Annotated in this window: 22 protein-coding genes; 13 read left to right on the forward strand and 9 right to left on the reverse strand. The window is 69.0% G+C overall.

The window, feature by feature from the left end; all coding sequences use genetic code 11:
• The first annotated feature begins 2 nt into the window (after positions 1 to 2).
• Genes QSK35_RS16905 through QSK35_RS16915 form a run of 3 tightly spaced genes read left to right on the forward strand, consistent with a single transcriptional unit; the run spans position 3 to position 3,645 of the window.
• Positions 3 to 1,088 carry an alpha/beta hydrolase-fold protein gene (locus QSK35_RS16905; protein ID WP_285747127.1) on the forward strand — a complete coding sequence of 362 codons (1,086 nt, stop codon included), beginning with the start codon at positions 3 to 5 and terminating at the stop codon, positions 1,086 to 1,088.
• On the forward strand, positions 1,088 to 1,726 hold the full coding sequence (locus QSK35_RS16910) for a CatB-related O-acetyltransferase (protein WP_502881673.1): 639 nt from the start codon (positions 1,088 to 1,090) through the stop codon (positions 1,724 to 1,726). The genes QSK35_RS16905 and QSK35_RS16910 overlap by 1 nt, the downstream gene beginning before the upstream one ends.
• A 41-nt stretch (positions 1,727 to 1,767) precedes the next feature.
• A complete protein-coding gene (locus QSK35_RS16915; protein WP_285747129.1) occupies positions 1,768 to 3,645 on the forward strand; it encodes a patatin-like phospholipase family protein in 1,878 nt (625 codons plus the stop codon).
• 63 nt (positions 3,646 to 3,708) lie between these two features.
• On the opposite strand, the gene QSK35_RS16920 is transcribed toward QSK35_RS16915, so the two are convergent.
• The 3 genes from QSK35_RS16920 to QSK35_RS16930 form a co-directional block, all read right to left on the reverse strand.
• Positions 3,709 to 4,887, reverse strand: coding sequence for a DUF6585 family protein (locus QSK35_RS16920; protein ID WP_285747131.1), 1,179 nt, complete (start codon positions 4,885 to 4,887; stop codon positions 3,709 to 3,711).
• A complete protein-coding gene (locus QSK35_RS16925; protein ID WP_285747133.1) occupies positions 4,851 to 5,054 on the reverse strand; it encodes a hypothetical protein in 204 nt (67 codons plus the stop codon). The genes QSK35_RS16920 and QSK35_RS16925 overlap by 37 nt, the downstream gene beginning before the upstream one ends.
• Before the next feature lie 76 nt (positions 5,055 to 5,130).
• A complete protein-coding gene (locus tag QSK35_RS16930) occupies positions 5,131 to 5,946 on the reverse strand; it encodes a hypothetical protein (protein WP_285747136.1) in 816 nt (271 codons plus the stop codon).
• 264 nt (positions 5,947 to 6,210) lie between these two features.
• Between QSK35_RS16930 and srmL the strand changes: the two genes are divergently transcribed.
• A complete protein-coding gene (gene srmL, locus QSK35_RS16935; protein ID WP_285747138.1) occupies positions 6,211 to 7,251 on the forward strand; it encodes a PheS-related mystery ligase SrmL in 1,041 nt (346 codons plus the stop codon).
• On the opposite strand, the gene QSK35_RS16940 is transcribed toward srmL, so the two are convergent.
• On the reverse strand, positions 7,221 to 8,012 hold the full coding sequence (locus QSK35_RS16940) for an SAM-dependent methyltransferase (protein ID WP_285747642.1): 792 nt from the start codon (positions 8,010 to 8,012) through the stop codon (positions 7,221 to 7,223). The two genes, srmL and QSK35_RS16940, sit on opposite strands and share 31 nt — an antisense overlap.
• Positions 8,013 to 8,098: 86 nt before the next feature.
• On the opposite strand from QSK35_RS16940, the gene QSK35_RS16945 reads away from it, so the two are divergent.
• The 3 genes from QSK35_RS16945 (at position 8,099) to lon (ending at position 12,601) form a co-directional block, all read left to right on the forward strand.
• A complete protein-coding gene (locus QSK35_RS16945) occupies positions 8,099 to 9,313 on the forward strand; it encodes a cytochrome P450 (protein ID WP_285747140.1) in 1,215 nt (404 codons plus the stop codon).
• Positions 9,314 to 9,344: 31 nt separating this feature from the next.
• Positions 9,345 to 10,205, forward strand: a complete 861-nt coding sequence (locus QSK35_RS16950) for a nuclear transport factor 2 family protein (protein WP_285747142.1) — start codon at positions 9,345 to 9,347, stop codon at positions 10,203 to 10,205.
• An 80-nt stretch (positions 10,206 to 10,285) separates the two neighbouring features.
• Positions 10,286 to 12,601 (forward strand): endopeptidase La, encoded by a 2,316-nt coding sequence (lon, locus tag QSK35_RS16955; protein ID WP_285747144.1) that lies wholly within the window; start codon positions 10,286 to 10,288, stop codon positions 12,599 to 12,601.
• A 51-nt stretch (positions 12,602 to 12,652) separates the two neighbouring features.
• Here lon and QSK35_RS16960 read toward each other — a convergent pair whose 3' ends face one another.
• The 3 genes from QSK35_RS16960 to QSK35_RS16970 all read right to left on the reverse strand — a co-directional run bounded on the left by QSK35_RS16960 (position 12,653) and on the right by QSK35_RS16970 (position 14,447).
• Complete coding sequence (locus tag QSK35_RS16960) at positions 12,653 to 13,117, reverse strand: AMIN-like domain-containing (lipo)protein (RefSeq protein ID WP_285747146.1); 465 nt, start codon at positions 13,115 to 13,117, stop codon at positions 12,653 to 12,655.
• A 63-nt stretch (positions 13,118 to 13,180) separates the two neighbouring features.
• Entirely contained in the window at positions 13,181 to 13,645 is a 465-nt protein-coding gene (locus QSK35_RS16965; RefSeq protein WP_285747148.1) for an AMIN-like domain-containing (lipo)protein, read from the reverse strand.
• 25 nt (positions 13,646 to 13,670) lie between these two features.
• Entirely contained in the window at positions 13,671 to 14,447 is a 777-nt protein-coding gene (locus tag QSK35_RS16970; protein WP_285747149.1) for a polysaccharide deacetylase family protein, read from the reverse strand.
• 84 nt (positions 14,448 to 14,531) lie between these two features.
• On the opposite strand from QSK35_RS16970, the gene QSK35_RS16975 reads away from it, so the two are divergent.
• The 3 genes from QSK35_RS16975 to QSK35_RS16985 all read left to right on the forward strand — a co-directional run bounded on the left by QSK35_RS16975 (position 14,532) and on the right by QSK35_RS16985 (position 16,954).
• Complete coding sequence (locus QSK35_RS16975; RefSeq protein WP_285747151.1) at positions 14,532 to 15,059, forward strand: YbhB/YbcL family Raf kinase inhibitor-like protein; 528 nt, start codon at positions 14,532 to 14,534, stop codon at positions 15,057 to 15,059.
• A gap of 39 nt (positions 15,060 to 15,098) precedes the next feature.
• Positions 15,099 to 16,469, forward strand: coding sequence for a mycothione reductase (locus QSK35_RS16980; protein ID WP_285747153.1), 1,371 nt, complete (start codon positions 15,099 to 15,101; stop codon positions 16,467 to 16,469).
• Between the two features lie 65 nt (positions 16,470 to 16,534).
• Complete coding sequence (locus QSK35_RS16985) at positions 16,535 to 16,954, forward strand: NADPH-dependent FMN reductase family protein (RefSeq protein WP_285747155.1); 420 nt, start codon at positions 16,535 to 16,537, stop codon at positions 16,952 to 16,954.
• Here QSK35_RS16985 and QSK35_RS16990 read toward each other — a convergent pair.
• Positions 16,951 to 18,084: an MFS transporter gene (locus QSK35_RS16990; protein ID WP_285747157.1), complete on the reverse strand. Its 1,134-nt coding sequence runs from the start codon at positions 18,082 to 18,084 to the stop codon at positions 16,951 to 16,953. The two genes, QSK35_RS16985 and QSK35_RS16990, sit on opposite strands and share 4 nt — an antisense overlap.
• A gap of 162 nt (positions 18,085 to 18,246) precedes the next feature.
• On the opposite strand from QSK35_RS16990, the gene QSK35_RS16995 reads away from it, so the two are divergent.
• Genes QSK35_RS16995 through QSK35_RS17005 form a run of 3 tightly spaced genes read left to right on the forward strand, consistent with a single transcriptional unit; the run spans position 18,247 to position 21,146 of the window.
• The gene (locus tag QSK35_RS16995; RefSeq protein ID WP_285747160.1) at positions 18,247 to 18,918 is read left to right on the forward strand and encodes a FadR/GntR family transcriptional regulator; all 672 of its coding nucleotides are present in this window, start codon (positions 18,247 to 18,249) and stop codon (positions 18,916 to 18,918) included.
• A gap of 42 nt (positions 18,919 to 18,960) precedes the next feature.
• Positions 18,961 to 20,061: an epoxide hydrolase family protein gene (locus tag QSK35_RS17000; protein WP_285747162.1), complete on the forward strand. Its 1,101-nt coding sequence runs from the start codon at positions 18,961 to 18,963 to the stop codon at positions 20,059 to 20,061.
• Positions 20,062 to 20,078: 17 nt separating this feature from the next.
• Positions 20,079 to 21,146 (forward strand): winged helix DNA-binding domain-containing protein, encoded by a 1,068-nt coding sequence (locus QSK35_RS17005; protein ID WP_285747164.1) that lies wholly within the window; start codon positions 20,079 to 20,081, stop codon positions 21,144 to 21,146.
• Here QSK35_RS17005 and QSK35_RS17010 read toward each other — a convergent pair.
• The gene (locus QSK35_RS17010) at positions 21,133 to 22,020 is read right to left on the reverse strand and encodes a LysR family transcriptional regulator (RefSeq protein WP_285747166.1); all 888 of its coding nucleotides are present in this window, start codon (positions 22,018 to 22,020) and stop codon (positions 21,133 to 21,135) included. The genes QSK35_RS17005 and QSK35_RS17010 overlap by 14 nt on opposite strands.
• Positions 22,021 to 22,055: the final 35 nt, after the last annotated feature.

The raw sequence follows: 22,055 nt of genomic DNA on the forward strand, positions 1-22,055 counted from the left end.
ACTTGAAACTCGAGCACGTAGACGAAGACCACGTGCGGGTCACGTTCGTCTGGCCGCGGCCGGACCGGCAGGTGTCCATCCGGGCACAGGTGTTCGACGACCCGAACGCGTTGTCGCACCCGATGCAGCGGGTCGGCGACGAGTGGCGGCTGGACGCCGTGGTGCGGGCGGACGCGGTGTTCACCTACCAGTTCATCGTCGACGACCCGTTCGTCGACGCGGACACCACGGACCTGAACCTGCTCGCGAAGCTGATGGCCGATGCGCGCACGCGGTCGTTCGCGGACCCGGCGAACCCGCACCGGATCTTCCCGCAGGTGGCCGTGATCGCCGGCGAAACCGAGGCGCCACCGGAGAACTGGGACTCGGTCGCGATCATGCCGAAGGCCGAGCCGATGGACTGGTTCGACGGCCCCGCGCCGGAGCTCACCATCCGGCACGTCAGCGGCAGGCAGATCGACGTCCTTCACACCGACGTCCTGCACAGTGGCGACGACCCGGTCGTCGTGCTGCTCGACGGGGAGTGCTGGTCCCGCGTCGCGAACCTGCCCGCGGCGATCCGGCGGCTCGGGCTGAAGGCGACGTTCGCGTTCGTCCACAACAATGGCGGGCCGGCGGAGCGGTTCGCGGAACAGACCTGCTCCGAGGACTTCGCGAACCACCTGGCCGACGAGATCGTCCCGGCGATCGGCACCCCGAAGGACGTGATCATCGGCGGCGACAGCCTCGCCGGACTCGCCGCCGCGCACGCCGCGTTCACCCGCCCGGACGTGTTCGGCGGCGTGATCTCCACGTCCGGCAGCCACTGGTGGGGGCAGCTCGTCGACGGCGAGCCCGAGTGGCTCACCCGGCAGATCGCTCAGGCCGACCGGAAACCGGTGCGGTTCTGGGTGGACGTCGGCATGCTGGAGACCGGCGTGACGCCGTACGCGCCGGGCGTCGACCAGCGCGCCGCCAACCGGCACCTGCGCACCGTGTTGCAGGCCAAGGGATACGACGTCGCCTACCACGAGGCGCCGGGCGGCCACGACTTCGCGACCTTCCGCCGCAGCACCCTGAAGGGGCTGCTCCACTTCCTGGGGGCTTGATCTTGATACCTGACCCGAAGCAGCTCTACCCGCTGCCCGACCACCCGCGCGTCGTGCTGCTGAAGACGTTGGTGAAGAACCCGCAGATCCAGGTCGGCGAGTACACCTACTACGACGATCCGGAGCACGCGGAGGAGTTCGAGCACCGCAACGTCCTCTACAACTACGGCGCCGAGAACCTGATCATCGGCAGGTACTGCGCGATCGCGGCCGAGACGCGGTTCATCATGTCCGGCGCCAACCACAGCACGAAGGGCGTGTCGACGTTCCCGTTCACGATCTTCGGCGGCGAGTGGGCCGAGCGCACGCTGGACATCGCGCTCGACATCCCGAGCCGCGGGGACACCGTGGTGGGCAACGACGTCTGGATCGGCTACCGGGCGATCATCATGCCCGGTGTGCACATCGGTGACGGCGCGATCATCGCGACCGGCGCCGTCGTCACGTCCGACGTGCCGCCGTACACCGTCGTCGGCGGCAACCCGGCGAAGGTGGTCAAGCAGCGGTACTCCGATGAGGACATCGAACGCCTGCTGCGCGTGAAGTGGTGGGACTGGCCGGTCGAAAAGGTCACGCGACACCTGCGCGTCCTCATGGCCGGGACACCGGAGGAGATCGAAAGGGTGGCGTCCGAGTGAACTTTTCCGATGCCTCCGGCTGATCGCGTCACCATGAGCACATGGAGTACGACCGGTACTGCGATCTGACGATGCGCGGTGGCACGACCAGCGGTGTGGTCTACCCCCTCGCGGTCTGTGCGCTCGCGGAGCACTACGAGTTCAAGTCGATCGGCGGCTCGTCGGCGGGCGCGATCGCGGCGGCGTTCACCGCGGCCGCCGAGAAGGGCCGCGCGCAAGGTGGGTTCACCAAGCTGGCGGCCACGATCGACTGGTTCACCTCGGGTAAGGGCCCGGAGCGATGGCGGCTGGCGCAGCTGTTCCAGCCCGGCGACCGCACCCGCGCGCTGTACCGGATCGTCGTCGCGACCATGCAGCAACGCCGGACGACGGGTCGCAGCTCGTTCTCCTGCCTGTTCTTCGCGCTGCTCGGCGCGGTCGGGTTCCGCGCGAAGCTGGCGCTGGGGCTGATGGCGGCGCTGTGGCTCGGCGGGCCCGTCATGTGGACGGCCTGGCTGGCACCGGCGTCGTACGAACGCTGGCTCGCGATCACGTTGATCGCGCTCGCGCTGCTCACGGTTCCGTTGGTGCTGCTGCGCATCCGCCGCGCACTGCCGTGGCCGGCCTGGCTGGTCGCGGTTGTGCCGCTGGTGCTCGGGCTCGCGTTCGCCCGGCACTGGGCGACCGCGGCGGTCGCGCTGATCGCGTGGCTGGTGCTCAGCTTCGCGGGCGTGAGTGCGTTGATCGTGACCTATGGCCTGGCCGCGCAACGGTTCCTGCGCGACAACGCCGAACGGATCCACTTCGGACTCGTGCCCGGCACCGGCACGTTCAAGCCTTCGTTGCTGGACCGGCTCTCCGGCGTGCCGAAGTCGACGGGCGTGCCGCCGCTGGCCGACTGGATCGCCGCGCAGCTCGACGACCTCGCGGGCGTCGATCACGTGCTGAGGTTCAGCGACCTGTCGTCGAACCTCGTGCTGATGACGACGGACCTGTCCGCGGGCCGTCCGTTCCGGGTGCCGTTCCAGGAGGAGAACCACTGGCAGTACTGCACTTCCTGCCTCGCGTACGTGCTGCCCGAACGGGTCGTGCTGGCGCTCGGCGGCGAGTCGCTGGGCGTGCGGTGCCCGCTGCACGCCGACGTCCCGCTGCGGCCGTTGCCGCCGGACCTGCCGGTCGCGCTGGCGGTGCGGATGAGCCTGTCGTGTCCCGGTCTGATCGCGGCGGTACCGCTGTGCCGTGACGGGCGGGTGCACTGGTTCTCCGACGGCGGCCTCACCAGCAACTTCCCCATCCACTTCTTCGACTCGCTGCTCCCCCGCTGGCCCACGTTCGGCCTGAGCCTGCAGTCGTTCCCCATCGGCGACTCGCAGGAGATCTGGCTGCCCGAGCAGGATGCCTCGACCAGCGGCGCGCCCTATGCACCGCTGAACTCGACGCGCTCGTTCCTGGTCTCGATCCTCGACACGTTCCTCGGCTGGCGCGACACCATGCAGTCGGCGATGCCGGGGTACCGCGGCCGGATCGCGCACATCCGGCAGCACGAGAACGAGGGTGGCACGAACCTGTTCATGCCGCCGGAGACCATCCGGGATCTGGCCGAGCGCGGCGGCCGCTCCGGGCAGCTGCTGCACGACCGGTTCGTTCAGCGTCCCGAGACCGACCGCTACCGCTGGATCCGGCTGCGCATCGCGATGCGCGAGTACCAGGAGCTCGGGCAGGACGCGGCCGAGCGCAAGGCCGGGTATGGGGAGTTGTTGGAGCGGTTCGAGATCCCGGCCGCGTTGCACGGGTGGTTCCGCACCCCACCGAGCGGAACCGACCCGTGCGGGCCGGAGATCTCGAACGCCCTGTCCGGCGTGGCTGACCTCGCCGGGTTCGGTCCGTACGACGGGGCCCCACCCGTCGATCCGGACCTCCGCCTCACACCGCCGGAATGACCGTTATGGCCACCATTACGGACCTCACATCCGTCATGGTGGCCATAACGGAACCCCCCCGAATCACGCTGCCCGAGTAGCCCGCGCGGCGTTGGCCAGTGCGAGCAGGATCTGCACGTTCGGCGTGTCCCTGACCCACAGCACCTTGCGCAGCGTGGGCGCCTTGATGTCGACCTGCCCGGCGGCTAGCTCGAACCGCGTCACGGTGTGCCATGGCGCGAACGAGTTGTCCGCGCTGACCCCGTCCCGGTTCACCACGATCCCGCCGAACTTCAACGCGACACCGGCCTCGAACGACTCGACGTAACGCGGCAGCATCACGCGGTTGGCATCACGCGTGAGCCGCTGCCCGAGCTCGGCGATGTCGCGCCACTCGTCCTCGAAGTCGAAGCTCTCCTCGGCGTTGCGCCACACCGTGTACTTGTGCCGCTGGCCGATCGACACGAGCACCGCCGTCACCTCGTCCCACCGCGAGGTGAACCGCTTGCCGTCCTGCACCACGTGAATGCCGTTGGTGAAGAACGTCGCGCGCCACGCCTTCCGCTTCGCCACGCGCACGCGGCCGTAGATCACCGCCGGCACCGCGCACGCGGCGATGCCGTACTCGACGACCGTCTCGATCCCCTGGAAGAGGCTGTACCCCAACGGTCCCAGCAACAGCACGCCGAACACGAACCACCCGACCGGCGTCTTGCCGGCGTACTCCGCGACGGGCCGGCCCAGCTTCGCTTCCAGGCCAACGATCTCCGCCGTCAGCTCGGGTTCGTCGGCGAGGTGCAGCTCGTCGGCGTCCGGGTTCTCGGCCCGCCACTCCTTGGTGATCCTGCGCTGCTGCCGGGCCGAGACGAGGCCGCCCGCGATCGCCAGCAGCAGCACCCACGGCCCCGCAAGGCCGAGCGCGGACTCCGGCTGCCGAATCTTGGTGCGCGCGGTGGTCCCCCACACGCTCGTGACGAACGCGCCACCCGTACTGGTGTCCCTGATGTCCTCACCGACGCTGTCGGTGAGCTCTCCCTTGACCTCGACACCGTCGACCGTCCACGTGGCCGGGCAGTCCGTCGTGCTGCCGCCCCGGCGTCCGTACGTGGTCTCGCACGGACCGGTGTAGCTCACCATCACCTGGTCGCCGAACTGGTAGGTGTACGCGGGCCACGCCCACACACTCGCGATCCCTGCCCCAAGACCGAGCAGAATGAACAGCGGCGTCAGCCGCGCCCAGGGACCACCGCGCTTCTTCGACATGGCGGGGAACCTAGATAGCCCCACCACATGCCGACCACACGGAAGACGACCACGCCCGCGACGGCGGCGATGAACCACGGCCACCGCCGGTGCGCGGACGGCAGGCCACGCTGCTCCGGCACGTAGGCCGGTGCGAGGTGAGTCCACCACGGCGTGGGTTCGGTCATGTCCTTCCTTCGCTCGAAGGCCTCCATTCGTTAGCCGCGACTCACCCGAACGGCCGCATCGGGGTTGCCGATCGCGCTACCCCGGTGTGATCGACCAAGATCCGCTCGACGTTATCTGGATCAACGCCGGTCCGGCGAGCGGCACGGTGCCCTCGTAACTCCCGATGTGGTTGACCGCGAGGTCCAACCGCTCCTTGTCCAGTGAGACGACGTGCACAATGAAGTTGCTCTCGCCGACGTTGGTGATCTTCGCCTTGGTCGACTTGCCGCTGAAGAAGACGACCGAGTCGCCCTTGCCCGACACCGGGCCCGACGCCTTCGTCGCCATGTCGAGTTCACCTACGGTCAAGGTCCAGGCCCCGGAGGCCTTGACGGTCAAGGTGGTGGTCCGGCTGCCGTCTCTGATGTCCAACCACATCTGACCGCTGTACGCGCCGATCTCATTGACGAGCAAGGACTCGAAGCCGTCCGACTTCAGCATGGTGTTGCTGGTACAGGCGGGACACTCGAACTTCGCGATCTTCACTCCGGCCGGACGGTCCAATGTGATCACGTCGTCGCCGCTGCCCTTGAACACGGACGGTGGCGGGGGCGGCGGTTTGGTCGTGGTCGTGGTGGTCGTCGTCGTGGTCGTCCGAACCGTGGTCGTGGGCTTGGCGCTCGTCGTGCTCGCGGCGCCGGTCGCCTGGTCGCGCTGCGCGTTCGACAGGGCCGAACCGGCGACGATCAGCACGACAACCCCACCGACGATCCAAGGCCACTTCTTCGGCTTCTTCTTGAGCGGCAAGGGATACGACTGCGGTACTTGGACTGGTGCGGACTGCTGCCACATCGACGAGGGCGGCGGATCGGCCGGCGGTTGCCCAGGGGTGCCGAACGGCGGTTGGGTCACGAATCTCACCTTCGAGGACGAGTGGTGGACGTTGGTTCAGCCGGCTGCCCCGTCCTTCGGGGAAGGATCACCATGCGTTATCACGTTGAATCGTCCACCACTCGAATGGCCGCATCGGGGTTGCCGATCGCGCTACCCTCGAACCATGACGCAGCGATTTAGCGGCCCCCGGCTGGCAGAGCCAGTCGCCGGGGCGTGCACGCGCGCCTGACTTCCATCGGCGGCGGGACCCGGCCAGGGGGTTGATCCCGTACCCGCGACCCGATGGGAACTCTCATGTACCGCACCGAAGAACTGACCCGCGCCCTCGAGATCCGTGACCTCACCGACCCAGCCCAGGGCCACCACGCCATCCAGCTGATCATCGAAGCGATCACGGAGCGACTGACCAAACCGGTCGAGATCGTGCGCCGCCACCCACTGGTCCCGGTGGAGCACAACTACGAACACCTCGGCTATCCGCGCAACGCCATCACCCGCGACGCCCGCTACACGAGGTACGTCAGCGAGACGTGCATGCTCCGCAGCCACACGTCAGCCATGATCCCGCCCGCCCTCCAGCAGACGACGGACGACGTGACGCTCGTGTGCCCAGGCATGGTCTACCGGCGCGACACGGTCGACCGCCTGCACACCGGGACGCCACACCAACTCGACGTGTGGCAGATCAGCCGAACACCACAGAACATAAGGACGCTCGTAAAAACGATCGTCGAAGCGGCACTCCCAGGAGCCGAATACCGCCTGACACCAAGGGAACACCCGTACACCGACCAGGGCTGGCAGGTGGACGTCAAACAAGCGGACCGGTGGGTCGAGATCGGCGAGTGCGGCATCGCGGCCCGCCACGTCCTGGACCGCGCCGGAGTGGACCGGCACGGCCTCGCCAGCGGCTGGGGGCTGGACCGGTTGCTCATGCTGCGCAAGGGAATCCCGGACATCCGCCTGCTGAGGACCACGGACGACCAGATGCACGACCTGAGCCCGTACCGGCCGATCTCCAGGCACCCCAGGATGATCCGCGACATCTCGATCGCCACGGACCCGGAGGCGGACCTGGAGACGCTGGGCGACGTCATCCGCGACACGGACACCGGCAACACCGTCGAGGAGATCGAGATCCTCAGCGAGACTCCGGTGGCCGACCTGCCGGACCACGTCGTCGAACGTCTCAAAGCGATGCCAGGTCAGAAGAACGTGTTGCTGCGCCTGACCCTGCGCGCGCCGACGCGGACCCTGACCGACGAGGAGGCGAACGAGATCAGGGACCGGATCTACGAGTCCTTGCGCGCCACCCCGGCGTAGATGCCCACGAAGTCGGCGTCGGCGTCGGGCCGCCACTCGTTGACCGGCACGACGCCCGGCTCGATCAGGGACAGCCCGGTGAAGAAGCGCGACACCTCGGCGTGCGTGCGCGGCGTCACCGGGTTGCCCGTGCGCTTGTAGATGGCGCTGACCTGGTCGGCGCCGTTGTCCTCGGGGTCGTAGCCGTCCATGGTGCCGTGCGAGAGCACCAGGTAGCTGCCGGGCACGCACGCGTCCAGGTAGGTCTCGACGACGCTGTACGGGTCGTCGGAGTCCGGGACGAAGTGCAGCGCGGCGACCATGAGCACGCCGACGGGCTTGGTGAAGTCCAGGAGATTCGACTGCGTCAGCACGGTCGACGGCGACCGCAGGTCCGCCTGAATCGCGCACGCGTAGTCGTTCTCCGCGAGCAGCAGGTTGGCGTGGGAGACGGCGACGGGCTCGAAGTCGACGTAGACGACGCGCGCGGTGGGATCGTCCTGCTGGGCGATCTCGTGCACGTTGCCGACGGTCGGGATGCCGCTGCCGAGGTCGAGGAACTGGCTGACACCGGCCGCCCGGAGGGTGCGCACGGCGCGGCGGAGGAACGAGCGGTTGGACTGCGCGCCGGTCGCGGCTCCCGGCGCGAACTGCTCGACCGCCTTGGCGGCGGCGCGGTCGGCCTCGAAGTTGTGCGAGCCGCCCAGGAAGTAGTCGTACATCCGCGCCACGCTGGGCTTGGTGACGTCGACCGACGAGGGCACCCAGTTGAGCTGTTCCATCACGCGCGAGATGTTGCCTCTACGCCACACGGGTGTCCACCGCCACACGACCGAACTGAGACATTTCATCCAACGTGTTGAGCGTCATGCCCACCACCGCCATGTTCAACCCGATCGACCCCGCGTTCATCCAGGATCCGTATCCCGCCTACGCGTTCCTGCGCGAGTACTCCCCCGTGCACTTCGAGCCCGCGCTCGGTGGGTGGTTCGTCACCAGGTACGACGACGTCCGCACGGTGCTGACAGATCCCCGCACGATCCGCCCGCCCGCGGGTGACATGCTGCTCGGCCGGCTGCCCGACGAGGTGCGCGGCGAACTGGCCTGGTTCGAGGAGAAGCTGGCGACGAGCCTCGCGTTCGCCAACCCGCCGGAGCACGGCCGGCTGCGCGCGCTGGTGGCCAGGGCGTTCACGCCGCGCACGGCCGAACGGATCCGCCCCGAGATCGAGCGCGTGACCGAGCAGCTGCTCGACGACATGGCCGCGAAGCCCGACCCGGACGTGCTGCGCGACCTCGCGTATCCGTTGCCCACGATCGCGGTGTCCCGGCTGATCGGTGTGCCGGACGAGGACGTCGAGGGGCTGGTGGGACTCGTCGGCGACGCCATGAAGATCATCGGCCAGGCGCTGCCGTCCGAGGACCCGATCGCGGCCGCCCGCAACGCGAGCCTCGCCACCGAGAAGATCTTCGACTACCTCGAGGACCTCATCGCGTGGCGCCGCAGGACACCCGAGGACGACCTGATCTCCCAGATCGCCGCCACGCCCGGATACGACGACGCCGAGCTCATCCTCACCGTGCTCGTGCTGATCAACGGCAGTCTGGAGACCACCGCGCACTTCATCGGCAACGCCACGCTCGCGCTGCTGCGCCACCCCGCGCAGGCGGCGCTGCTGCGGGAACAGCCGGAGCTGATCGACTCCGCGGTGGAGGAACTGCTGCGCTACGACACTCCGGTGCCCGTCACCCCGCCGCAGCTCACCACCGCGCCGATCATGCTGAGCGGCCGCCGGGTCGAGGCGGGCCAACTGCTGTTCCCGGTGATCGGCGCCGCGCACCGCGACCCGGTCAAGTACGCCGACCCGGACCGGCTGGACATCACGCGCGACCCGCCGGGCACGCTCGCGTTCGGCGGCGGTGTGCACTACTGCATCGGCGCCGTCATGGCGCGGCTGGAGGCCAAGGTCGCGCTGCCGGCGTTGTTCGGCCGCTTCCCGGAGCTGCGGCTCACCGAGACCACGCCGCTGTTCCGGCCGGACCCGGTACTGCGCGGGCTCACGGCGTTTCCCGTTCACCTGTAACGAGCCCATCCGGTTGGGCAAGATGTTGCCCATGGCGACCGACGGGCTGTTCGCCCACTGCTACCGGATGCTCGGCTCGGTCCAGGACGCCCAGGACGCGTCGCGCGGAACGACCGGCTCCGAACGCACGTCGCGCTACCGCGCGGCGAACAACGCGTGCCTGCGCCTGATCCGGAATCGCCCGCGGCGGATGCTGCCGTTCGACCACGGCCCCGCGTGCGCCGACGCTAGCGACCTCGGCACACCGGTCACGGGACCGCTGTGGGTGGAACCCGCCCCCGACGACCTGCTCGGCGCCGGAAGCGAGAGCGTCGAGCTGCCGTTCGTCGCCGCACTGCAACACCTGCCGTTCCCCCAGCGCGCGGTGCTTAGCCTGTGCGAGGAGTTCAGCGCGGACGAGACGGCGGAGATCCTCGACATGACGCGCGCGTCGGTCGGCAGCACGCTCGAAGCCGCGCGGGCCGCGGTGGACCACCCCGAGCGCAGCCAGCGGGAGGAACTGCGGGCGCTCGGCGCGGACGGGCGGCGGGAGCTGGTCGACGCGCTCGTCACCGCGTGGGAGAAGGCCGACGTGGACGGATTACTCGATCTGCTCACCGAGGACGCGCGGTTCACCATGCCGCCGCTGCCCGCGTGGTTCGACGGCCGCGACCGCATCCGGAGGTTCGTCAGCGAGCGGCTGTTCGCGACGCCGTGGCGGCTCGTGCCGATCCGGGCCAACGCGCAGCTGGCGCTGGCCTGCTACCAGTACGTCGACCACGAGTTCCTGCTGGGCGCGATCAACCTGCCGCACGTGCGCGACGGCCGGATCAGCTGGCTCGCCGGATTCGTCGATCCCCAGCTCCACCAGCACTTTTCCATCGCACAGAAGTTCTCCCGCATGGACAGGTGAGTCCGCCCACAGCGAACAAAGGAACAGTGCGGTGCTCCACTTGGTTGAGCCAGTCAGACTCAACTTTGAAGGAGACCGACATGGTGGCTCTGCCGGTACTGCCGCTGGACGACGTCGTTGTACTGCCCGGCATGGTGGTACCGATCCGCATCTCCGGATCCGACGCCAGCGCCGAGGCCCGAGCCGCGGTTGACGCGGCCACCGCGACGTCGAACCAGCAGGTCCTGCTGGTCCCCAGGCTGGACGGAAAGTACGCGCCGGTCGGCACACTGGCCGAGATCGAGCAGGTGGGACGCCTGCCGGGCGGCGAGCGCGCGGCCGTCGTGCGGGGCACGAAGCGCGTGCGGATCGGCAGCGGGACGACCGGTCCCGGCGCCGCGCTGTGGGTCGAGGCGACCGTCGTCGAGGAGACCGTCGACGGCCACGCCCGTGAGCTGGCCCGCGAGTACAAGGCGCTGGTCACCACGATCCTGCAGCAGCGGGGCGCGTGGCAGGTCGTGGACTCGGTGCAGCAGGTGGACGACCCGTCCGCGCTGGCCGACCTCGCGGGGTACGCGTCGTACCTCAAGGACGAACAGAAGGTCTGGCTGCTGGAGACGTCCGACGTCGCCGAGCGCCTCACCAAGCTGCTCGAGTGGGGCCGCGAGCACCTGGCCGAGCTCGACGTCGCCGAGACGATCGCCAAGGACGTCAAGGAGGGCATGGAGAAGCAGCAGCGGGAGTTCCTGCTGCGCCAGCAGCTCGCCGCGATCCGCAAGGAGCTCGCCGAGCTGGACGGCAAGCCCGCGTCCGAGGAGGCGGACTACCGGGCCCGCGTCGAGGCCGCCGACCTGCCCGAGAACGTGCGCAAGGCCGCGCTGTCCGAAGTGGACAAGCTGGAACGGACGTCCGAGCAGTCGCCCGAGGTCGGCTGGATCCGGACGTGGCTCGACACGGTGCTCGAGATGCCGTGGAACGAACGGACCGAGGACGCCTACGACATCAAGGGCGCCCGCGAGGTCCTCGACGCCGACCACGCCGGCCTGGCCGACGTGAAGGAGCGCATCACCGAGTACCTGGCCGTCCGCAAGCGGCGGGCCGACCGCGGCATGGGTGTCGTGGGTGGCCGGCGCAGCGGCGCGGTGCTGGCGCTCGTGGGTCCGCCCGGTGTCGGCAAGACGTCGCTCGGCGAAAGCGTCGCGCGGGCCATGGGCCGCAAGTTCGTGCGCGTCGCGCTGGGCGGCGTGCGGGACGAGGCGGAGATCCGCGGGCATCGGCGCACGTACGTCGGCGCGCTGCCCGGCCGCATCGTGCGGGCCATCTCCGAGGCCGGCTCGATGAACCCGGTCGTGCTGCTGGACGAGATCGACAAGGTCGGCTCGGACTACCGCGGCGACCCGACCGCGGCGCTGCTCGAGGTGCTGGACCCGGCGCAGAACCACACGTTCCGCGACCACTACCTGGAGGTCGAGCTCGACCTGTCGGACGTGGTGTTCCTCGCGACGGCGAACGTGCTGGAGTCCATCCCGGCGCCGCTGCTGGACCGGATGGAGCTGGTGCAGCTCGACGGCTACACCGAGGACGAGAAGGTCACCATCGCCCGTGACCACCTGCTGCCGCGGCAGATCGACAAGGCCGGCCTCACCACCGAGGACGTGTCGATCGACGAGCCGGCACTGCGGCAGCTGGCCGGCGAGTACACGCGCGAAGCCGGTGTGCGGCAACTGGAACGCGCCCTGGCGCGGGTGCTGCGCAAGGTGACGGCGAAGGTCGCGGTCGGTTCCGAGGAACTGCCGGTGGCGATCGGTCAGCCGGACCTGCGTGGTTACCTGGGCAGCCCGAAGCACACGCCGGAGTCGGCCGAACGGACCGCACATCCCGGTGTGGCAACGGGTCTGGCCGTCACGGGCGCGGGCGGCGACGTGCTGTTCGTCGAGGCCTCGCTGGGCGGCAAGGGCCTGACCCTCACCGGCCAGCTCGGTGACGTGATGAAGGAGTCGGCGCAGATCGCGTTGTCATACCTGCGTTCCAAGGACATCGCACCCAAGGACGATGAGGGCGTGCACATCCACGTCCCGGCGGGCGCGGTGCCGAAGGACGGCCCGTCCGCGGGCGTCACGATGACGACGGCACTGGCGTCGCTGCTGTCCGGCCGCCCGGTGCGTTCGGACGTCGCGATGACCGGCGAGATCTCGCTGACCGGCCGCGTGCTGCCGATCGGTGGCGTGAAGCAGAAGCTGCTCGCCGCCCACCGGGCCGGCATCACGACAGTGTTGCTGCCCAAGCGCAACGAGCCGGACCTCGACGACGTACCGGCCGAGGTCCGCGACGCGCTGACCGTGCACCTGGTGTCGGACGTGACCGAGGTGCTGCAGCACGCGCTGGAGCAGAAGACCGCCGCAACCGTTGCGGCGTAACGACCTCCGGGCGGGGAGCCGCGGCGACGGCTCCCCGCCCGGGGCTTTTCGCTAGAGCCCGATGTCGATGACGACGCGGGTCGGGTTGTCGAGCAGGAACACCCGGTGCCACGAGTTGGCGTTGGCGTATCCGAGCCCGACGGTCAGGTTCGCCTCGAAGTCACACGTGAGCGCGACCCCGCGAACGTTGGCGAGTGCGGGCGTCGGGAAGTTCCGCGGCCCGGTGTAGGTCGGGTTCCCGGCATCGTCGTGCGCCGCGGCGGGCGCGAGACGAACCTCCAGGAAACCGTTGCCGGGCACGGAAACCGGGTTACCGGGCCCGCAGTCGTAGAGCTGGTCGACCTCGTTGACGAAGAACTCCGGCCGGTTGCCGTTCAGGTCGAGCACCACGCGGTCGAAGCCCGTGTGCCTGCCCGTTCTGATGGCGGTGAGGGTCGGGGTGCTGGTCGCGGAGGCGGCCGGGACGATGTAGAACACCGCCGCGATCGCGAGAAGCAGGACGGCGAGTCTCTTCATGTTGGCCCCCTCTCAGGGCTACCTCGATGAAAGAGCAGACGCGCCGTCCCGCCCAGGGTTGCGTCAGTTCTTGATGTCGATCACCAGGCGCAACGGGTTCTGCAGGAAGAACACCGAGTGCGCCGAACCGGGCCGCTCGTAGCCCACGACCACCCCGAGGTCGGCCTCGAAGTCACACGTGATCGCGACGCCGCGCACGTTGGTGAGTCCCGGCGTGTCGAACTTGCGCGGACCGGTGTAGGTCGGGTTTCCGGCATCATCGTATGTGGCGGCGGGCTGCGCGTGCACCTCGAGGAACTCGTTGCCGGACACCGAGATCGGCTTGCCGGACGCGCAGTTCGCGGGCTCGGTCGTCACGAACGAGGAAGTCCCCGGCTGCGGCCCGGTGAGGTCGAGCACCACCCGGTCGTACCCGATGTTCCGCCCGGTCCTGATGTTCGTCAGGTGCGCGATCGAGTCGGCGTTGGCGGCCGGCACCACCGCGAACATCGCCACGGCGGCCAAGAGCAGCACGAAGAAACGCTTCATGAGTCTCCCCCTCAGTCGGAAAGCGTTATGCCAGGAAGTCTTCCAGAGGAACCGGCGTCAGGCCGTCGGCTTTGGCCCGATCGAGAAACGCCTGGAAGTCCTCGGCGAACGTGCTCCGGAAGTGCATCAGCACGATGTCACCCTTGTTGAGCTTGTCGCCGGCCTGGAACTGCACGTGCCCGTCGTTCACCGCGGCGGTCCACAACACCAGCGCCTTGAACCCGCAGTCGGCCGCGGCCTTGCGCGTGGTGGCGTCGTAGTTGCCGAACGGCGGCCGGAACAACGTGGGCCGCTTGCCGTACTCGCCGGCGATGAAGTCGGCGTTGGAGCAGATCTCCTGCTTCTGGAACTCGTAGCCCTTACCGCTCATGTTCGGGTGGTTCGCCGTGTGGCTGTGCACCGTCACGGGCAGGGGCTTGAAGTAGTCCTTGTGCCCCTCGATGTACTTGGTGTTGAGGAAGAGCGACGGCCGGATGCCCGCCTTCTTCATCATCTCGGCCGCCGCCGGATGCTTGATCGCCCCGTCGTCGATCGTGATGAAGACGTACGGTTTGTCCGTCGCGATCCGGCTGACCACGGGCACCATCCCGTGCTCGATCGGCGGTGCCGTCGCCTGCACCGTCCCGTACGCGTACGGCGGCGGGAACATCACCGGAGGCGGCGGCGGAGTGGTCGTGGTCGTCGGACTCGGCGACGACGTCGTCAGGACGGGTGCCTGCGGCGGAGCCTCCGGCTCACGGGCACAGGACACCGCAACAGCCGCGATCAACAACGCGGCGGCAACACGCAACTTTCCCCCCACAACTCGGAGACGTTAGAGAGGCCGCTCGGGTTGCACGGGACTAGGGTCGTCAAGGTCACATTCATCTCGTGTGGAGGGATTGCGATGTTCCTCGAGCGCCCGGCCGCTCCCGACCCCTACTCGCTGCTCCCGAAGGTCGCGTCCTTCGACGTGACGTCGACGGACGTGAGCGACGGAGAGCAGCTCCCCGACGCGCAGGTCTTCGAGGGCGGCAACACGTCCCCGCAACTGAGCTGGTCCGGTTTCCCGGCCGAGACGAAGAGCTTCGTGGTGACCTGCTTCGACCCGGACGCGCCGACCCCGTCCGGTTTCTGGCACTGGGTCGCGGTCAACATCCCCGCCTCCGTGCAGTCCCTGGAGACGGGCGCGGGTGCCTCCGACGCCTCGTTGCCCGGTGACGCCTTCCACGTGCGTTCGGACTACGGCCAGCGCGCTTTCGGCGGAGCCGCGCCGCCGAAGGGCGACATGCCGCACCGCTACTACTTCGTGGTGCACGCGGTGGACGTGGAGAAGCTGGACGTGGACGAGAACGCGTCGCCGGCGGTGGTCAGCTTCAACCTCGCGTTCCACACGCTGGCAAGGGCCATCATCACACCCACTTACCAGCACTGAGTGGAACAAAGTGCCTCACGCCGATGGTTGGATCAAGGCGTGAGGCACTTCGACCTGGTCATCATCGGCACCGGCTCCGGCAACTCGATCCCCGACGAGCGCTTCGCCCACTGGAACATCGCGATAGTCGAGAAGGGTGTCTTCGGCGGCACCTGCCTCAACATGGGCTGCATCCCCACGAAGATGTTCGTCCACACCGCCGACCAGGCCGCCGCTCCGGCCAACGCCGCGAAGCTCGGCGTGGACGCCCATCTGGACGGTGTCCGCTGGCCCGACGTCCGCGACCGGATCTTCGGCCGGATCGACCCGATCGCGAAGTCGGGCCGCGACTGGCGCGCCAACGACAACCCGAACGTCACGGTCTTCGAGGGCACGGCGAGGTTCGTCGGCCCGAAGACCCTCGACACGGGCACCGGCGAGACGATCACGGCGGACCGGTTCGTGATCGCCGCGGGCAGCCGCCCCGTCGTCCCGGACGTGGCCGACCTGGAGACGGTCGGCTACCACACCAGCGACACGATCATGCGCCTGGAAGAGCTGCCGCAACGGATGATCATCCTGGGCAGCGGCTTCGTGGCCACGGAGTTCGCACACGTCTTCTCCAGCTTCGGGGTCCAGGTCACGCTCGTGGCCCGCGGCGATCTCCTCCTGAGCAAGGAGGACCGCGAGATCTCCGAACGCTTCACCGAGATCGCCAAGGACAAGTGGGACGTCCGGCTGAAGCGCAAGGCCGTGCGCGCGGAACGCCTCGGTGACATCACCCGCCTGCACCTCGAAGGCCCGGAGGGCGAGGAGAACGTCGACGCGGAGGTGCTCCTCGTGGCCGTCGGCCGCACGCCGAACTCGGACCTGCTCGGCCTCGACCAGGCCGGGATCGCCCAGCACGACGACGGCCGCGTCAAGGTCGACGAGTACCAGCGCACGAACGTCGACGGCATCTACGCGTTGGGCGACATCAGCTCGGACTACCAGCTGAAGCACGTGGCCAACCACGAGGCTCGGGTCGTGCAGCACAACCTGATCAACGACGAGAAGATCAGGTCGGACCACCGCTTCGTGCCCGCCGCCGTGTTCTCGGCACCGCAGATCGCGAGCGTCGGCCTGACGGAAGAACAGGCGAAGGCGAAGAACATCCGGTACGTGACCGCGAGCCAGGCCTACGCGTCGATCGCGTACGGCTGGGCCATGGAGGACACGACGGGTTTCGCGAAGCTGTTGGCGGACCCGGAAAGTGGCCAAATTCTGGGCGCGCACATCATCGGGCCGCAGGCGTCTACGGTGATCCAGCCGATCATCCAGGCGATGAGCTTCGGTCTGGACGCGCGCAGCATGGCGCGGGGCCAGTACTGGATCCATCCCGCGATGCCCGAGATCGTCGAAAACGCTCTGCTGAACCTCCCGTTGGACTGAAACGCCCTAGCACATAGGGACTTCTGCCACTGGAGTGCGCGCATTCGACCCTTCACGATGCTCCGATGGGAGAGAAGGGGAGGGTGCTGGTCGCCTACACCTCGACCATCGCCGCCACAGACGAGATCGCCAAAGTCATCGGTACGGAGCTCGCCGGATGCGGGCTCCGCGTGACCGTCCTCAGCGTCGCGGACACGGCGAGCTTGCACGACTTCGGAGCCGTGATCATGGGCGACGCCGCCGCCCGTGACGCGCACCGGTTCGTGAAGCTGCACAAGGTTCCGTTGCGCCGCACGCCACTCTGGCTGTTCCACCGGGGTCAGCCGCCGGTGCCACCGGAGGTGACGCGGATGATCCGCCGGCTCGGGGCCAGCGGACCGGTCAGCTTCGGGGGCGCGGCACCGGACTGGGACCGCGCCAAAGCCTGGGCCCGCTACCTAGCGGACCAGCTAACGGTGCTGCACCGCGGGTTCGTCAGCAACTAGATGACGCGGGGGCGCCCAGCGATCACGCCGAACGCCGTCAGCGCGCCCAGCAGCGCCAGCTGCACGACGAGCGCCACCGACCACGTGCCGGTGAAGTCACGCAGCACGCCGAACGCGAACGGGCCGGTGGCGGCGATCAGGTAGCCGATCGACTGCGACATCGCCGAGAGGCGCGCGGTGTCCGAAGTGGACCGGGTGCGCAGCGACACGATGAGCAGCGCGAGCGGGAACATGCCCATGCCCAGGCCGATCAGCACCACCCACAGGGCGGGCGCGAGCGTGGGCGCGACCAGCAGACCGAGGATGCCCGCGAACGACAGCAGGCCGAGCAGCACCACCATGCCGGCCTGTGAGGCCTGCCGCGCGGCGATCGGCGGCACGATGAGGCTGACCGGGACGCTGAGCAGCATGGACACCGCGAGCAGCAGTCCGGCGGTGTTCCGGTCGACGCCCGCGTCGTTGAGGATCGCGGGCAGCCAGCCCATGACGGTGTAGGCGAACAGCGACTGCAGCCCGAAGAAGACGGTGATCACCCACGCGAGCGGCGAACGCAGCATCGAACCGGATGCCGACGCGGAACGAACACCCGTCGTCCGAGTTGGAGCACCGTGCCGCGCACCGGCGGCCCACACGAGCAAGGCGGCGAGCGAGAGCAGCGCCCACGCGCCGACCGCGCCGCGCCAGGAGCCGATGAGCTCCTCGAGGCGCGGGGTCGCGGCGGCGGCGAGTGCCGCTCCCGCGGCGAGCGCTGCCGTGTACACGCCGGTGAGCAGGCCGACCCTGGCCGGGAACGAGTCCTTGACCACGACCGGGATCAGCACGTTCGACACGGCGATCCCGGCGCAGGCGATGAACGTGCCGCCCAGAACCACCCACGGACCGTCGATCACGCGGAGCACGAGACCAAGGGTCAGCACCGCGAGCGACAGACCCACCGCCCGAGCCATGCCGAGCCGGCGACCGAGCCACGGAGCGGCGAACGCCGCGAAGCCGAAGCAGAGCGCCGGAACGGCGGTCAGCGCGCTGGTCCATGCGGCGGAAACACCCAGGGCGGACCGGACATCGCCGAGGACCGAGGCCAGACTGGTCACCGCGGGCCGGAGGTTCGCTGCCGCCAGGGCGACCCCCACAGCGAGCAGCGTGGTTCCGATCAGCGGAACGTGACGATTCTTAACCGCGATCGGCACCGGTTGAACACGATCGGTGGCAATCTGGGCGTCGAGAGTCGTCTGCTGAATCGTCACGCGCTCTACTATCGCAGACATGGGATGTTCGGATGAAAGGATGACGCTGTGCCGTTGGCCACTACCCGACGGGCGGGCCTCGTTGACCAGGTGATCGAGCAGATGAGAGCGACGATCACCAGCGGCGAGTGGCCCGTCGGGCAGCGCATCCCGCCGGAGCCCGAGCTGGTCACCGCCCTCGGCGTCGGGCGCAACACCGTGCGCGAAGCCGTCCGGGCGCTGTCGCACGCGGGCCTGCTGGAGGTCAGACAGGGCGACGGGACGTTCGTCCGCGCGACCAGCGAGCTCTCCGGCGCGGTCCGCCGCATGTGCGGCAACGAGCTGCGCGAGGTGCTGCAGGTTCGCCGCACGCTCGAGGTCGAGGGCGCCAGGCTCGCCGCGACGCACCGCACCGAGGCGGAGCTCGCGACGCTGACCACGTTGCTCGCCCAGCGGGACGGCGCACTCGCGGCACAGGACTGGGACCGGGTCGTCGAGCACGACACCGCGTTCCACCTGCTGCTCGTGAAGTCCTCGCACAACACCCTGCTCGCCGAGCTCTACCAGGGGCTCTCCGAGGCGGTCAGGGCCAGTGTCGCGGCATCGGTCGACACGTCGCTGCCGTTCCACAACCAGGTGTCGCACACCGGGCTGCTGGACGCGGTCCGCGCGGGCGACCCGGCGAAGGCCGCCGCGGAGGCGGGCGGGTTCCTGGAGGAGCTGCTGCAGAAGCACGGGTGAAAAGGACTGAACCTGTCCGCGTTTGCTCGTAGCGTGAGCGACATGGACATCACCCCGTTCCGCATCGAGATCCCGCACGCCGACATCGAGGACCTGAAGGCCCGGCTGGCGAACACGCGCTGGCCGGGACCGGACCTGCCGGGAGCCGGCTGGTCGTACGGCGTGCCCGTCGACTACCTGCGGTCGCTCGCGTCCTACTGGGAGCAGGAGTACGACTGGCGCGCGTGGGAGGCGCGGCTGAACTCGTACCCGCAGTTCGTCACCGAGATCGACGGTCAGCGCATCCACTTCCTGCACGTGCGGTCGGAGAGCCCGGACGCGCTGCCGCTGGTCCTCACGCACGGGTGGCCCGGCTCGGTCGTCGAGTTCCTCGACGTGATCGAGCCGCTGTCGCAGGACTTCCACCTGGTGATCCCCTCGATCCCGGGTTTCGGCTTCTCCACCCCGAAGACGGAGACCGGCTGGAACGTCAACCGCATCGCGCGGGCGTTCGCGGCGCTGATGACCGGCCTGGGCTACGAGCGGTACGGCGCGCAGGGCGGCGACTGGGGATCGGCCATCTCGCAGGCCATCGGCCAGGTCGACCCCGAGCACGTCGTGGGCGTGCACGTGAACATGCTGATGACGTACCGAATCCCCGGCATCGAGTTGTCCGCGGACGACGAGAAGCGCCTGGAGGGGCTGGACCGGTACATGCAGGAGCTGTCCGGCTACATGCACATCCAGCGCACCCGGCCGCGCACGCTCGCGTACGGGCTGCACGATTCGCCGGTGGGTCAGCTGGCGTGGATCGCCGAGAAGTTCCGCGAGTGGACCGACTCCGACGAGGTACCGGAGGACGCGGTGAACCGCGACCTGATGCTGACCAACATCTCGATCTACTGGTTCACCGGCACGGCGGGCTCGTCGGCGGACCTCTACCGCGAGCAGGACTCCGCGTGGGGCAAGCGCGAGACGACGACCGTGCCGACCGGCGTCGCGGTCTTCCCGCACGACCTCGGCTCGCCGGTGCGAACGCTGGCGGAGAAGATGATCCCGACGCTCGTGCACTGGACGGAGTTCGACCGCGGCGGCCACTTCGCCGCCATGGAGGAGCCCGACCTGCTGGTTGCCGACATCAGGAAGTTCTTCGGAGAGCTGTGAAACTGTCCCTGCGCACATTGAACCGCACACTCCTGGCGCGTCAGCTCCTGCTGGCGCGCCAGGACGTGCCGGTCGTCGACGCCATCACCCACCTCGTCGGACTCCAGGCGCAAACCACCACGCCGCCGTATCTGGCGCTGTGGTCGCGGCTTCAGTCGTTTTCGGTCGACGACCTCAGCTCGTTGATCGAAGACCGCACGCTGGTGCGGATGACGCTGATGCGCGGCACCCTGCACCTCGTAGCGGCGCCGGACTGCGCGGCGCTGCGGCCCGTGCTGCAACCGATGCTGGCCAAGGGTTTGCAGAACGCCTACGGCCCGCAGCTGAAGTCCGTCGACCTCGACGAGCTGGTCGCCGAGGCGGACTCGCTCCTGGCAGAGGGGCCGCTGACGGTCGCGGACCTGGGATCGCGCCTGCTGGAACGCTGGCCGGACTCGACCGCGCGGGCCCTGTCGTTCGGCGCGCAGTTGTTGTCCCCCATGGTCCGCGTGCCGCCGAGCGGTGTCTGGGGGCAGTCGGCCATGCCGTCGAACGGGTCGCTGCGCCAGTGGAGCGGTCTGGAGCTGCCGGACACCGCGCCCGCCGGCCCGATGATCGAGCGCTACCTGCGGGCGTTCGGTCCCGCATCCGCCGCGGACATCGCCGCGTGGTCGAAGCTGACCGGGCTGCGGCCGCACATCAACCAGCTCGATCTCGTGAAGTACCAGGATCCCAACGGCCGCGAGCTGCTGGACGTGCCGGACGGTGAGCTGACCGACGAGGACGCACCCGCGCCGGTGCGGTACCTGCCGGTCTACGACAACCTGTTGCTGTCGCACGCCGATCGCACGCGCGTGATGTCCGACGAGCACCGCAAGCGTTGGGGGGCCACGAAGAACGGCGTGTTCCCGCAGACGTTCCTGGTCGACGGGTTCGTGCGCGGCACGTGGGAGATCGAGGAGACGAAGGCCGCGGCGACGCTCGTGCTGACGGGGTACGCGAAGGTGTCCAAACGGGACCAGCAGGCGCTGTCCCGTGAGGGTGCGGCATTGCTGAAGTTCGTGGCACCCGGCAAGTCGCACGACTTTCGCTTCACACCCGCCTGATCACGTCCAGCGCCGCGGTGATCGCCGGGCGCCGCGACGCCTGTGTGCGCCACACGGCGAACAGCCGGCGCGTCGGCGTCGGGCGCAACGGGATGACCCGGACATTGTCCGGCACGACACCACGACCGTGACGCGGCAGCAGCGCGACACCGATTCCCTTGGCCAGCAGGGCGAACTGCGTCTGGTACTCGCCGATGCGGTAGACGAGGTTCGGCTCGATGCCGGCCGCACGGAAGGTGTTGACGAGCCAGTCGTGGCAGATCGAACCCTCCGGCTGGCACATCCACCGCTCGTGCGCGAGGTCGGCCGGTTCGAGCACGTCCTTGTCCGCCAACGGGTTGCTCTCCGGGATCAGCACGTCCGCGATGTCGTCGCAGATCTTCATCCGGGAGAGCTCGTCCGGCACGGGCAGCGGCGTGTTCGTCCAGTCGTGCACGACCGCGAGGTCCAGCTCACCGCGCGAGACGGCGTCAAGCGCTTCGGGCGGGTCGATCTCCAGCAGCCGCACGTCCAGCGCGGGGTGTTCCTCGGCCAGTTCGACCAGGACCCGCGGCATCAGCCCGCGCGCCGCCGTGGCGAACGACCCGATGCACAGCCGCCCGACCGCGGCGCCGCGCAGCTCCTCCAGCGTGACCTCGGCCTCTTCGACGAGTTTGAGCACGTGCCCGGCCGTCTCGACGAGCAGTTGCGCCGCGTCCGTCAGCGCGACGCCCCGGCCCCGCTTCTCCAGTAGCGTGGTTCGCGTCTCGCGTTCCAGCTTGGCGATCTGCTGCGAGATGGCCGACGGCGTGAACCCGAGAGCCTCCGCCGCCGCGCCCACCGAACCGTGCGCCGCCACGGCGTGCAGCGCACGGAGCCGACCCATATCCAACATGTAGCGATTCTAAACTATTCGGTTGAGCATAAATC

The organism is Lentzea sp. NBRC 105346, assembly GCF_030269605.1.
Taxonomy (GTDB): Bacteria; Actinomycetota; Actinomycetes; order Mycobacteriales; family Pseudonocardiaceae; genus Lentzea.

Coding starts and splice junctions, on each gene's coding strand:
- QSK35_RS16915 (WP_285747129.1), top strand. CDS start 1,768: ATGGAGTACGACCGGTACTGCGATCTGACGATGCGCGGTGGCACGACC.
- QSK35_RS16920 (WP_285747131.1), bottom strand. CDS start 4,887: ATGTCGAAGAAGCGCGGTGGTCCCTGGGCGCGGCTGACGCCGCTGTTC.
- QSK35_RS16925 (WP_285747133.1), bottom strand. CDS start 5,054: ATGACCGAACCCACGCCGTGGTGGACTCACCTCGCACCGGCCTACGTG.
- srmL (WP_285747138.1), top strand. CDS start 6,211: ATGGGAACTCTCATGTACCGCACCGAAGAACTGACCCGCGCCCTCGAG.
- QSK35_RS16940 (WP_285747642.1), bottom strand. CDS start 8,012: ATGGAACAGCTCAACTGGGTGCCCTCGTCGGTCGACGTCACCAAGCCC.
- QSK35_RS16945 (WP_285747140.1), top strand. CDS start 8,099: ATGCCCACCACCGCCATGTTCAACCCGATCGACCCCGCGTTCATCCAG.
- QSK35_RS16950 (WP_285747142.1), top strand. CDS start 9,345: ATGGCGACCGACGGGCTGTTCGCCCACTGCTACCGGATGCTCGGCTCG.
- lon (WP_285747144.1), top strand. CDS start 10,286: ATGGTGGCTCTGCCGGTACTGCCGCTGGACGACGTCGTTGTACTGCCC.
- QSK35_RS16960 (WP_285747146.1), bottom strand. CDS start 13,117: ATGAAGAGACTCGCCGTCCTGCTTCTCGCGATCGCGGCGGTGTTCTAC.
- QSK35_RS16965 (WP_285747148.1), bottom strand. CDS start 13,645: ATGAAGCGTTTCTTCGTGCTGCTCTTGGCCGCCGTGGCGATGTTCGCG.
- QSK35_RS16975 (WP_285747151.1), top strand. CDS start 14,532: ATGTTCCTCGAGCGCCCGGCCGCTCCCGACCCCTACTCGCTGCTCCCG.
- QSK35_RS16985 (WP_285747155.1), top strand. CDS start 16,535: ATGGGAGAGAAGGGGAGGGTGCTGGTCGCCTACACCTCGACCATCGCC.
- QSK35_RS17000 (WP_285747162.1), top strand. CDS start 18,961: ATGGACATCACCCCGTTCCGCATCGAGATCCCGCACGCCGACATCGAG.
- QSK35_RS17010 (WP_285747166.1), bottom strand. CDS start 22,020: ATGTTGGATATGGGTCGGCTCCGTGCGCTGCACGCCGTGGCGGCGCAC.